Source organism: Helicobacter bilis ATCC 51630, assembly GCF_000686565.1.
Classification (GTDB): domain Bacteria; phylum Campylobacterota; class Campylobacteria; order Campylobacterales; family Helicobacteraceae; genus Helicobacter_A; species Helicobacter_A bilis.
The window spans coordinates 1-12,741 of the sequence record NZ_JMKW01000058.1; the positions used below are offsets into that span (position 1 = coordinate 1).

A 12,741-nucleotide genomic window follows, 5' to 3' on the forward strand; every position below is an offset into this window, starting at 1 on the left:
GCCCTATGGTATTAAGGCATTCTAATAATCTCCTTGCTTTATTTTTATCATCTTTGTAGCTTAATATCTTACCTTGGTCATTTTTCTTTGGAGTGCTGGTAAAAAAGTAGTCTTTATAATCTGCTAGGATTTCTAAGGCTTCATTATAGGCATCAATGGCTGATTTTTTATCATCTTCTTCTAAAGCCTTAAACTCCTTATACAAATCACTCTCCTTTGGCACTTGGTATTTACGTATATCATTGAGGGATATATGGCTTGTTGTGTTATGTATGATGAGATTTTGTATCATCTCTTGTATGAGATTTTCTAAAAGGTTGTTAGAATCTTGGCTCAATGCTCTATAATCTCTTGCTATAAAATGATGAGATTGCAAGTCTTTGAGTAAAGAGCCTAAAGTGTCATAGTGATATTGTAAGAATTGGCTTGTCTCATTATAGATTATGCTATGTGTATTATTGTCTGCATTATAGTGATGATAGAGACTAGGCATTGTATGCTTAAAGTCTTTACTTGTAAGTAATGGCACGATATAGAGTAGATTTTCTCTTTGATTTCTTGGAAGTTTAGATTCTAAAAGCATAGTGTATGTTTGTGGCACATTAAAGTATTTGAGAGGGAGTGAGAGGATTTCACTAGGGATATTAGAATGAAAGAGAGAATGCAAAGAATCTAGGGCATTAGATTCTAAAATAGAAGCAGAATCTAATGTGTGAGATTGTAAAGAAGTATCAAGACTAGAGGATAGAGAATCTATGCTATGGCTTTTAAAATCTTTATATATTTGCAATCCTAGTATGCTACCTGCACCAAGTAAGCCTAAGTCTCTTAAATCTTTAATAGCTTTGCGTCTTTTAGAATCTATGTGAGCATTTTTTGACAATATGTTTGTGTTTTTAGAGTTATTTTTTTGCATAAGTATCCTTTTATGAGTTGATTTCTTTATTTAATATGATGCTTTTTAGCATACCATTCTATTTTATCACGTAATTCTTGTGGGAAAGATTCTCTATATATAGCTGGGATAGTGGGATTGAGCAATTTATCAAGCTTACCTGCTTCATAGAGTTCATCTAAATACTCTGGGATATAGTAAGTAGGTGCATTAGGATAGCCTTGTGGGGGAGTAACTGCCATAATCTTAGCTTCTAAAAGCATAGAATCTATATACAAATCTACCTTTTTTTGTGTCCAGTCATTTGGAAAATCTAAATGGTATCTTCTAAGATGAGGAATAGATTTTATTCTTTTGCGAAATTCTAATCGTGTTTGCTTTGTGGATTTAGGATCTCTTGGGTCTAGGAGTTTGCCTTCATCTATCTCCTTAATATATGCTTCTATATTATATCCATCTCCATCTATGGCATACCCATATAACATATTCAAATCCATTACCCAATCTACTCCCATTATCTCATCTATGTATGGGAGCATACCAAATCTATCAGGCTTTATGCTCTTAGCTAGGGCTGTGAGCTGTTGTTGGCGTAAGGGGTTTTTACGTAATCCTGATTTAAAAGTCCTAAAACTCCCCACATAATCCTTTCCATATATTTCTATGATTTTTAATATGCCTCTATAATCTATTTTTGGATTAAGCTGTATATAGAGTATTGTAGATTGCACATATCGTGCGGTAAAACCTGTCAAATCTGAAGCAAAATATTCTGGATTCCCCAGTATCCCTGCAGCTATGCCCCATTCTGTAGCAAAGAATTCAGATTTTAATGTATCTTTATTCCTATCTACTTGATAAAAGATATCTTCATATTCTTTATTTATTACCCTACCCTTTTCATCTACTCCACCAATAGCATCAAAGGGTATATCTATGACTGCACTTCGTAATCCACTTCTTATTACTAAGTATTGGTATCTCTCTCTTTTAGTTTGTAAAGATTCATAATAGGCTTTTTCTTTTTTAGTCCAAGGAGCTATAGCTTTTTTTATAGGGTCTTTAAGATAGAGATTACGAAAGCTTTGAAATTCTTTAAAATGATTTGGATTTGTTTTAAGGCTTGGGTCTAGGTAGAGGGGTTTATATTGTTTCTTTGCTTCTTCCATTATCTGCCAAGCCTGCAACAAGGCTTTAGAATATTCCTCTGTGTATTTGCCTGTTTCTATGTTAGTATATGGCGTAAGATGAATCTTATTTGTGCCTTTATCGACCTGAAGTATTATTGAATTTGGTGCATAGATTTGATATGTCTCACTCATTATTTCTCCTTAATCTTATTTAAAAATCTATCCTAACCATAAGCCATCTTCTATAATGATAGTAGTGGCTAGACGACCTATGAATTTAGGACGTTTCTTATCTTCTTGTGATTGCTCTTTTTCTTCTTTTGAATCTGCGTCTGTAAGTAATGGTGGGGGCGTGTAATTATTATCATTATTTGGTTTCTCATCATTCACCCCCACATATAAAGCTTTAATATTATTCTGCCCTATGGTATTAAGGCATTCTAATAATCTCCTTGCTTTATTTTTATCATCTTTGTAGCTTAATATCTTACCTTGGTCATTTTTCTTTGGAGTGTTGGTAAAAAAGTAGTCTTTATAATCTGCTAAGATTTCTAGGGCTTCATTATAGGCATCAATGGCTGATGCCTCCCCTTTTCTTTCTCTTTTCTTAAATTCTTGATACAAACTACTCTCCTCTGGCACTTGGTATTTGCGTATATCATTGAGGGATATATGGCTTGTTGTGTTTGTGATGATGCCTTTGCTATCTACACTCTTATGATGAAAGAATGTATAATCTGGCACTTGTTTATTATAGTGTGTCTCATAGTCTTGCTTATCTTTTGCCCTTCGCTTCTCATCGATGATAAGATAGGCTAGAAGCTTTGTAAGTAAGAATTCTTGTAAGACATTGCTTTTATTTTGTTGTAGCAAATAGGCTAGCCCAATATGATGTGTCAGCCCACCTGTGCAAAGCTCTGTGCCATATATCATCGATTGCAAATCAAAAGACATAAATTTGGAATGCACTAACATAGGATAGTAGGTGAGTTCTCTGTCTTTTTTGATGGCTTGATTTTGGGCATCAAGCTCTAGGAGACTCTCTACTCTTTTTAAGGCATAGGGCAAATCATAATAGAATGTATAGCGTTTGTGCATAATGCTATCATACTCCCTTGCATATGCCTCATAATTGGTGCTAAAATAATATTCTAGCACAATATCCAATGCTATCCCTGCTAAAGCTGCACTAGAATTAATTTTTAATGTATAGAAAACCTTATTGCGATAAAATTGCTTCACTTGGGAGAAAACCTCTCGTGCTTGAAGTTCGCCTATAAGGTGTGATTGTGCCTTACCACTGCCATAGGTAAAGCAAATTTTATCAATCAATGCTTTATCTTTGGGTGAGCTCATAGTTTGCTTTAGCTTTTCTTTGATAGCTGTTAATTTGAGTGTTTTCGTGTCTTTATCAATACTATCAAGAATAAAAGCAGTTTTTGCCTCAAAATGTGCTATTTGTGCTTTTGTGCGTCTTAGCTCCACTTGGGCAAAACCTTTGAGGAAATTTTGTATTTGCTCTTTGTTTTTTTGCTTTAATGACTCTGTGAGTTTTGCTTTTATCTTATTTGTAATATCTACTTTGTTGTTCAATTTTTTTGATGTGTCTTGAACGCCTCCATCAATCTCAATATGCACGCGTATAGTTGTAGGATATGATAAGAATAAAACTCCTCCTATTTCTGTAAGCAATGTCTCATGCAAAGCAAGTTTTAAGTTTTGAGTTTTGTTTAGATGTTCAATAGCGTTGATAAAAATCACAAGGCAATGCTTTGTCGCATCAATCATATTTTCATGAGCAAAATTCATAAAGGGACATATTATGCCTAATATCTTAAAAAATGAGTTATAACATACTTCTTGTGTGCGTTCTTGCTCTACAATCTTTGCATATTTTTCTCCATAATTTTTGATTTGTGCTAACTCTTGCTCTAGTTCTTTATCAATCCCTATTTCCTTTTTTATTTCATCATCAAATGCCTTTGCATCGCTACTAGCAATATCAGTATCCATAAACTCTTTAAGATAGGCTAAAAAATCTTTGCTAAGCTCTGTCTCTTGTGGGCTGCTATGTTGCAAGAGTTTTTCTTGTAAAACTTTGGCGATTTGGATATTTTGAGGTGGTTGGACTTTATAGTCTGGATATGCTTTGGTGAGATAAAACTCCCAAGTTTCATTTAAACAAGAGACTTTAAGATAATCGCGCTCGTTTGTGAAAAGATAGCCACTACTTGTTGTCTTTTTTGCAATGCTACTTTTCAACACAAAGCTTGGAAAATGTATCTTAAACACATAGAGTCCATAAAAAAGCGTAAAAATCGCTAATAAAGAATTATCCAAGTTTTCATTGTCATCATGAAAATATTGCAATTGGGTAAGAAAATCTTTAGCTGTTTGCTCTTCTTTTTTGATAATATCCTCGATTTCTTTAGGAGTTTTAAAAAAGGATTGTATATATTTTATGCCATAGGTTCGCACTAGAGCATCTATGTCCTCTTGTATTGTTTGTTTAAATGATGCAGCATCTTGAGAATATAGGCTATCAAATTGCCAACTATAAGCATCCATTATGTGTGCGTCGCTTAAAGAAGTATTGAGATCTTTGTATCTTGAATTATTCTCATAAGCTTGTTTGATTGTATCAAGCTCTGCTCTTACAAATGGCGAAAGCTGCACCATATAGGCTTCATCATCTTTTTTATTGATTTCTATCCTATATGTGCTGTAATCTCTTGTGGTGTTGTAGCTTTTGTTTTTGCCCCCTCTTGAGAGAGTAAGCTCTTGTTTGGTGCGATTGTTCATATCGTCTTTGATTGTATTGCCAATGATGTGTTGGGTAATCGTCTCTGTAAGCTTTGCATTATATTTGCTTGGGGCATTGGTGATTATAAGATAATTTTTTGCCATATTTGTAGTGTGGTTATTGGGGTATTGTGCGTTTTTGTCAGCACAAATTTCAGCTAATAGAGCAGAGTTAAAATGTGGAGATTCTATATAGGCAAGGTGGTTGAAGTATTGCACTGCTTGGAGCATATGTGTAAGAAGAGATACGTCTTTGATATTTTGTTGTTTTGTTTTATTTTGGTGTATGTAAAGCATTTGAGCTTTTATGCTATTGTGCTGTGTTTTGGGTAGAGTAATTGCTTTTTGAGCTAATAGGTTTGGAATATCTATCATAGGGCTATCAAGCATAAGCTCACCCTTGAGAGCGATAGATTGAGAACACGATAATAACGTATTTTCCAAATAAAGATTAAAGCCTGATAAGTCAAGAAATTCTATTTTTTTCTTGTCTGTCTCTTGTGTGCTTTCCACAATCAGCATACAAGAGAGTAGTTGTGTGTTTGCAAGCTGTATATACATTGCTAACTCGGTGGCAAGAAACTCTATGATTGGATTTTTGATATAGCTATATTTGTTATTTTGAGCATCTTGAGAGTCCATAAGTGATGAAAGCAATACTGCAGATATACCTAGCAATATGATTACTGCGCCTCCACCTGTAGCAATAGCAAGAATCACATTAAAGATTGTTTTTATGATATTTTTATAATAATCTTTATTCTTATCCTCTATAGCTTGTTTGATATACTGCTCTAGTTTGTTAAAAAGCTGCTCAATATTTACTTTAGCATCTGCCTTCATCATCTCTGCAAACAAGTTAGATTCTATGGGTAATTCCCCAATATGTTCTATTACTGCATCTTTAGCTTTTTTTAGAGAAATCTTATCTATATTTTCAGACTTGATGTCATTAAGCATAGCCTCTAAGTTTTCATATTGGTTAGCTGTATTAATCTTTGCAGATTCTTTAATAGAATCTAATAGGGTTTTGATGATAGTGTCATGATTGCAATATGTCTTTAGGGTAATATGTTTGGGTAGGCTGTAGGGTTGTTTTGTACCCAAGATTTGTTCTTGACTTAATGCCTCAAAGCTGTGAATTGTCGTATTATTTCGTGTTTGTTGTAGTTTTTTTAGAATTTCTTGCCCTAGATTTTGTGGTGATTGGTTATCATGCGTAATGAGACTTGCATTCATATTTGGACAAAGAAATATGATACGTTCTATTGTTTTATGTGCCTTTAAGCCTAACAGATTATCAATTTCTTGTAATAATTCTTCTTTGTTTGAAATTATCATGTAGTTACCCTTTTTGCCTAAAAATTTATTCTACCATAAACCTTTTTATTTATCATCCCCCCTCATATTTTGGTTGATGTTTTTTGTATTTTCCCAACTCACTTTTATCAAACTTTGAAAATTCGTTGTTGTAAAAATCGATGTTTTCCTGCTTGGTTTTCATAATTTTAGGATTATATGGTTCATCTGCGTTACCCCAAACACTTTTTAACTGAAGGAATTGTCGTATTTCTTTTACTCTCATAAAGTAATTATTATTGGCCTTATCCCCAAGAATTAAAGCGTTTTGAAAAGCAATCGGTCTGCTCGTTATTTGCTGTCTTGACATATAGTTCTTAAGTGGCATTCCACCATAGTTAAGTGCATAGCTTAATTTAAAAGCACAAGTATTTATATAAGATTCAGAATCTCTATTAAATTCACGCAAGGCTTGTCCTCCTACTTTCTCATACCGCTTTTGTGCTTGGACGGTAGCCCTTAACGTAATATCTTGCAATCTTTCCATATTTTCCGCTCTGTAAGTCGTTTTATATTTTCGCAAACTTCAGCATTTTTACAATATTTCTTTGCTATATTCTCTATCTCATCTTGATACACGCTAGAATTGTACATTAAAAAACAATTATGAAATAATTGTGCCTTTTCATCATATTTTCTTTTAGGCTTTACAAATTCTATTTTTTGAGTATTGATAAGCATTTTTATTTCATTGATTACATCATTGCGTTTAGAATCATCAAAACCAAACCACAATATTGCTTCATCATAAAGCTTTTCTATATCGTATCCCAAGCAATACCCTACTCCCAATGACCTTAGAGCATCTATGTATTCCCTTGCTTTCAGTAAATGCAACTGAAGCGACATATTATACCTATCGCTACTGCTATACACACAAGAAAGACAGAAGCACAATGCAACAAGAACTTTTTTCATAACAAATCCCAAAAATATAATTCTTTGATAATGTAATTTGTTCCATCTAAGAAATTATAATAATTAAATTCTACATCGACAAAATTACTTTCATTCCATAGTGTTGTGTGTCTTAGCCCATCTGTGCCAATCATTGCTACAATGCCTTTTCTTTTAATGGATTGCAATTCTTTAAAAAACTTTTGATTTTCAGCTTTTGAGGTCATATTGTGGTAAAAATCCTCAGAGCAACCACATTGAATCTTGTCTTTTACTTGATTATAAGTGGATTTAGTCCAAGATAACGCTTTCCAATTTAATTTTAGAAGTTCGATAATGTCAAATACACCCAAATAGTAAGTGTGGTTATCTTTACCTTTGTAGCCTCTGCCTACAACTTGCTTTTTCATATTTTTAATAGGGTGGGTGCTATAATTCAAGGCATAGCTAATACGCAAGGCACAGGTGTTGTAATATTTATCCATATCACTTATGAATTGTGCGTAAGCATTTCCACCTACCGTTTCATATTTCTTTTTAATTAAAGTTAAAGAGTATATTTCGTCAGATTCCTCTTTATTACCTGTTTCAGCATAATGTTTCTTATACGCTTCTTCTGCTTCTATGCGTCCAACTATATTTATCTCCCTATACGCACTTTCTACACTTACAAAATCTGGTCTTTGAATCCTAATTGTTATCTCTTTATCACCACATTTTACTCTACACACATTTGTATCTAACATCACTTATCCTTTGAGCTTAACACATTCATAATTATAGCTTGATTATCTTGTATTATGCCACTTACACTAAGCTTTTTCCCTTGAATCTCCAATGTTGTATGTATCTCCTCCCCATTGCTATACCCTTGTGTTTTTATATGCAAATTCACATCTTGTGTGTGTCTTGAATCTCCTTGCAATCTTGTCGTATCATCACCATAACTAAAATATATCTCTAATATTTCTTTCTCTTGTTTCTCTTTCTCTTGTTTCTCTTGTGTTTCTTTAGACTCTTTGCTTTCTGTATTTGTATGTAAGAGATTTGCTTGTGTATTCCTCTATTTCCTCCCCAAATCCAACACCTTGCCTATATAGCCCTTATGTTTCCCAATCATTCTCTTACCTTATTTGTTTTTAATTCGATACAGCAAAATAATCTCAATATACATCAAGCAAAAAGGTGTAAAATGTATTAGAAAACTGAAAAGTCTATGTCTCTGAAAAAATAAACAAAAAAGAAAGAAATAGATTATAAAAATAGTAAAAATAATCAAAAGAAAATTTATGCCTTGATATTTGCTGTATAGCAAATAACAAAAGAAGCTATATACAAGAAGAAAACAAAATGCTGTTGTGATTGAGTACTGTATAAATATACCAAACCCACCATATCTGGTATCAAACACATAAAAATCTTTCTTGTTAAACAATTCAAGGGCTATAAAGTTCAGCAGTTTAATGCCATAATCCGCAACCAATAAGCCCACAACAAAATTAACAAAAATTAAAAATACAAATAAATATACACGCCTACCAAGCATAAACTTCTCTTCCATCAGAATCTAATGCTAATAAAGAAGGATTGGGCTTTAAATCTATAAAAATCCAGTCGTTATGAGTGGGATACACTCTTTTTTCTTTTATTTTATATTTTCTTATAGCAAAATTTAAGCCTCTATCTACCATTTTATTATCATAATTATCGGCAAGTTCATCTTTTGGAATTGATAAAATACCTATTTGTCTCATTTTTCCTTTAATGGGGTCGCCGTCATAAAAATAATATTTATTGTCTATAACTCCTCGTTTTGCGTCTTTGGGTCCAGCATAAGACAAGAGATTCCTATACACTCCAATAGCATAGGGTATCTGCCCCACTGCATCAGCCCAATATGGAATCCCCTCCATTGAGACGAGAATAAAGCCTCTAGCACCTTTGGGAGATTGCTTCCAATCGCCACTGCCACCACTCTGAAAAGATGAGCTAAATCTATCCACTTCCGCAAACTCCACAATATCCCTCCAAGTGAAGTATAATACACCTAGCCCCTTACATTTTGTTTTATCTTGTAAATCAGGATTCACATCTAAAAGTTTATGATAATTCTCTGCACTGCTTTCAAACCATTGAATCCCTTTGTTATAAAGCTGTCTTACAGTAAGCCTAGTTTCTGTTATTCCTTTTCTCTCTATACTAAAGAGATAGATTCCTTTTTTATTGAATATTTGGATTGTATCATTTCTTTCCCCAAACGCCAATTCATAAGCCAAAGTATCATCATTACTCGCTATAAGAATGCCTTGTGATATATCTATTTTCTCTTCTGTCTCTTCCTCCACCTCCTCCCCAAAGCTCCAATACTTCTCTTTATATCCTCCATTGATAATCTTAAGTGTGAGTAGAGAATCTAAGTTTTGTTCTCTATCCTTAGATTCTAGTATAGAATCTAATCCATTGGCTAATTGTAATTCTAGTCTTTGTGCTTTATAGGGTGTGTGGAGTGTGAGGATAGTGGCATTACTAGGATTGTGAGCTAATCCTACTTGTGTATAGTCTTGTATATCTAGCATTATGTGTGTGCAGTAGTCATGGAGATAGTGATAGTTTCCTATGCCATAGTCTTTGTATTCATAGTTCTTATACACTTCTTTAAAGACTTTAGGAATTGTTTGTGGGATAAGGAGTATAAGTAAAAGCATATTAGAATCTAGCTGTAAGGATATATATTTATATATATACTCTTTCATAAAAGATTGTTTAAGATTGGAATGCAATATAGAGAGTATATCTTGCAATGCTTTATCTAAGTTATGTATATCATGTAAATCTTTAGTATCTTTAGCTATATCAATAGAAATAAAATCTAGTGGCATATCATCACCTGATTCTATAATAGTATCATTACACTTTAATCTATATATAGGGAGATTGTCTTTTTGCAATGGAGTGATTTTATAATGCAGTCTTAGAGCTGGTTTATAGAGCTTTATTTGTGATTCTAGCTTTTGTTTATTTTGCGTGTTAGAATCTATTGGCTTAGGGGAGTTTATTCTAAATGTATTAGGCTTTGGTGTAGCAATAAGAGGGAATCCTTTATCACTAAAGACATTGCCACTAACTAAATCCTGCATTATAGGATAATCATCATTATATTTTTTTAATGCCCTTGCATTTGGAAGTATAGTAGCTACCATAGTGCAAGGTGTAGGCACACCTGCTATATTGTTTGTGCAGCCTATAATTTGAGAGTAAAGCAAATCAGATTCTAAAATCATAGGAATATTATTTGATTTAAAATTTTTACCTTTATTGCTTTTTAGCTTTACTACTCCATTATGAGGACATTTTATTTCATTATCTTCTAGTATGGGGTGCAAGAATGCTGTGCTTGTTGTAGAATCTATTGTTTGAGAGTCTTGCTCTTTTTGCTTTTGTGTTTGTTCTTTTTCTTGTTCTAATATTGCTTTAGATTCTTTGCTTTTAGATTCTAGTTTAATGTTGAGACTAGAGTCAATTAGAGAATAATTAAGAATAGTAAGCCTAGAGCCATTTAAAAACACATCTAAGGTGCTTAGGGGATTATTAGAATCTCCATTGCTAGATTCTCTATTGTTGCTTGCAGATTCTATAATCTCATCACTCGCTTGTAGATGATACACAGGCTTAGATTCTATAAACACGCCCTCTTTGTCTAACTCACCAAAGCATAAAGGATTGTTAGGGGATTCTTTAGAGCCTGTGAGAGTGCAACCATACAACGCTATGAATACATTGTATTCTTGAATGCTTTGTTTGTCTTGCTTGGTATAGGCATTAAGGATTGGCAAAAGCTCTTGTATATCAAGAGTGAAATTATCTTTTTCTATGCTAAGGATTATGTCGTTGTCAATTTGTAAGATTCTGTATTTGTGGAGTTTAAAGCTATTTTTCATTAAGCTGCCTTTTTCTTATCTATAAAGGGATAGAATCTAAAAGCATCGTTGAGATAGCCTCTCATAAGCTTCTCATCAATATGCTCTAGGTTGTAGCAAAAGATTTGTGTTCTTGTCGTGTTGTGCTTAAGAAGCGTTGTAATATCATTTTTAGTCTGTATCAGTGCCTGTGCTTGATTGTCTTGTTTTAAAACACTTATAAAAAATAAACGCTCGTGTATGGCTAGGAGTATTGCTAGGTTTGATTCTCTTAAAGCTACATCTGTGGCAGCCTCTTGCATACTCTCTTTAGTGAGTAGTTGTAAGAAAATGTCTTTGCCTTGTAAATCCAACATACCCTCAATAAGTGTAGTAATATCAACTTGCAGTTTCTTTTGCTTAGTATGTAATGTCGCTTCAAAGAGTGTTTTGTCAATCGTGGCATAGAGGTAGTGAGGGGTCGGTGGTATCTGCAAAGCCTCTCCATATCCTGTGGCTTCTTTAAAACTTATGTCTTCTAAAATCCTATGTATAGCATTTGATAGAGTATTAAGATTCTCAAGGCTTTGGGATATATTAGTATCATTGGCTTGTAGTATTTCTGTGTTAGATTCTAATTCTAAGAGATAGGAGTAGAAGTAGAGGGTTTGGGTAAGGGGAGTGATAGAGTGCGTATCAAGCATACTTGTTGTCCCCACATATATAGGGCACTCACTCCCAAATATATGATGACCCAAATACCCCACAGCATCCATTTTCTTTGCTACATTAAGAGAAACAACACGAAAAATATTTTCACTTTTGATAGTGTCATTTGGGTATTGCTTGTTTTGAATCATAGATTGCAACGCATTTACCATTCTTTCATAAGGCATAGATAAATCATAATCTAAGATAAGATAGTCAAACTTAGCCACACTTGCCTGCGTTGTCGTATTATGCAAAGTGTATTGATAATAGAGATATTTCCCTTCATATCTACTATCACTCATTAACTCATAAAATTCTCTAGCATATTTCCCTATGTCTTTATAGTAAAAGATAGGTTGTCTATTCTCACTTGCAAATTTATAGCCATCATTTCGTAAGAAATAAGGCACATTGTTTGTGTAAGGATTACTTACAATCCTTTGTTCCATACTATCATCATTATTCATATTGTTAAATCTAATCACATTTTTATAGCTAGAGCGTATAGGGATTATACCCACAATCACATCTTTATCTTGCTTATTTAAAAGAACATTCTTTGCTTCAAAGGGTCTAATTGATGAAAACAGAGAGCCAAAGGAGCTAATAATTGTTTTAGCCCTAAAAATACATTTTATGGATTTTGTAGCAAGGGTAAATCCTATGCCTTGTGCCACCCAATAGAGTGTATTGGTAATCTTATCACTCATTATTCCCGGTGCATTATAAGTATAAACTTCATTAATGATACTTGGATAGCTTAAAGCAAAGAGTTGAGCAAGATAGCCACCAAGTGAATGTCCTATAACATTAATCTTTGCAATGCCTTTTTCTTGCAGTAAAGGCTTGAGAGTTTCCTCATAAAAGAGAAGCATATCAAAATACTGCTCTATCACTCTATTCATATCACTATTATTTGTGCCTATGTAATAATCATTGAGTAAATCTTGGATTTGCTCTAGTTTAAATTCTGTGCCACGAAAGGAGAGGATATATTCTGAATCTTTAGAATCTGCCTTTGTATCTTTAAAGAGAGTGGCAGAGAATCCTG

At 33.4% G+C, this 12,741-nt stretch carries 9 protein-coding genes; all 9 read right to left on the bottom strand.

Annotation, left to right across the window (positions count from 1 at the left end):
- A partial coding sequence (locus T368_RS0109595) for a hypothetical protein (protein WP_027338456.1) occupies nucleotides 1-916 on the bottom strand: 916 nt, incomplete at its 3' end.
- 26 nt (nucleotides 917-942) lie between these two features.
- The gene (locus tag T368_RS0109600) at nucleotides 943-2,217 is read right to left on the bottom strand and encodes a hypothetical protein (RefSeq protein ID WP_004085371.1); all 1,275 of its coding nucleotides are present in this window, start codon (nucleotides 2,215-2,217) and stop codon (nucleotides 943-945) included.
- Between the two features lie 27 nt (nucleotides 2,218-2,244).
- On the bottom strand, nucleotides 2,245-6,168 hold the full coding sequence (locus T368_RS0109605) for a hypothetical protein (protein ID WP_004085370.1): 3,924 nt from the start codon (nucleotides 6,166-6,168) through the stop codon (nucleotides 2,245-2,247).
- A 52-nt stretch (nucleotides 6,169-6,220) separates the two neighbouring features.
- Nucleotides 6,221-6,673 (bottom strand): T6SS effector amidase Tae4 family protein, encoded by a 453-nt coding sequence (locus T368_RS0109610; RefSeq protein WP_004085369.1) that lies wholly within the window; start codon nucleotides 6,671-6,673, stop codon nucleotides 6,221-6,223.
- Entirely contained in the window at nucleotides 6,646-7,104 is a 459-nt protein-coding gene (locus tag T368_RS0109615; protein WP_004085368.1) for a hypothetical protein, read from the bottom strand. Before T368_RS0109615 ends, T368_RS0109610 begins: the two co-directional genes overlap by 28 nt.
- Nucleotides 7,101-7,829 carry a T6SS effector amidase Tae4 family protein gene (locus T368_RS0109620; RefSeq protein ID WP_004085367.1) on the bottom strand — a complete coding sequence of 243 codons (729 nt, stop codon included), beginning with the start codon at nucleotides 7,827-7,829 and terminating at the stop codon, nucleotides 7,101-7,103. The genes T368_RS0109615 and T368_RS0109620 overlap by 4 nt, the downstream gene beginning before the upstream one ends.
- Complete coding sequence (locus T368_RS15030; protein WP_005219843.1) at nucleotides 7,829-8,008, bottom strand: hypothetical protein; 180 nt, start codon at nucleotides 8,006-8,008, stop codon at nucleotides 7,829-7,831. The genes T368_RS0109620 and T368_RS15030 overlap by 1 nt, the downstream gene beginning before the upstream one ends.
- 610 nt (nucleotides 8,009-8,618) lie before the next feature.
- Nucleotides 8,619-11,021, bottom strand: coding sequence for a hypothetical protein (locus tag T368_RS16815; RefSeq protein ID WP_004085365.1), 2,403 nt, complete (start codon nucleotides 11,019-11,021; stop codon nucleotides 8,619-8,621).
- The coding region (locus T368_RS16820) for an alpha/beta fold hydrolase (protein ID WP_080695798.1) at nucleotides 11,021-12,741 on the bottom strand (1,721 nt) is incomplete at its 5' end. The genes T368_RS16820 and T368_RS16815, both read right to left, overlap by 1 nt.

Bases quoted from the DNA above. Each gene is read 5' to 3' on its own strand.
- T368_RS0109600 (WP_004085371.1), bottom strand. From the start codon at position 2,217: ATGAGTGAGACATATCAAATCTATGCACCAAATTCAATAATACTTCAG.
- T368_RS0109605 (WP_004085370.1), bottom strand. From the start codon at position 6,168: ATGATAATTTCAAACAAAGAAGAATTATTACAAGAAATTGATAATCTG.
- T368_RS0109610 (WP_004085369.1), bottom strand. From the start codon at position 6,673: ATGGAAAGATTGCAAGATATTACGTTAAGGGCTACCGTCCAAGCACAA.
- T368_RS0109615 (WP_004085368.1), bottom strand. From the start codon at position 7,104: ATGAAAAAAGTTCTTGTTGCATTGTGCTTCTGTCTTTCTTGTGTGTAT.
- T368_RS0109620 (WP_004085367.1), bottom strand. From the start codon at position 7,829: ATGTTAGATACAAATGTGTGTAGAGTAAAATGTGGTGATAAAGAGATA.
- T368_RS16815 (WP_004085365.1), bottom strand. From the start codon at position 11,021: ATGAAAAATAGCTTTAAACTCCACAAATACAGAATCTTACAAATTGAC.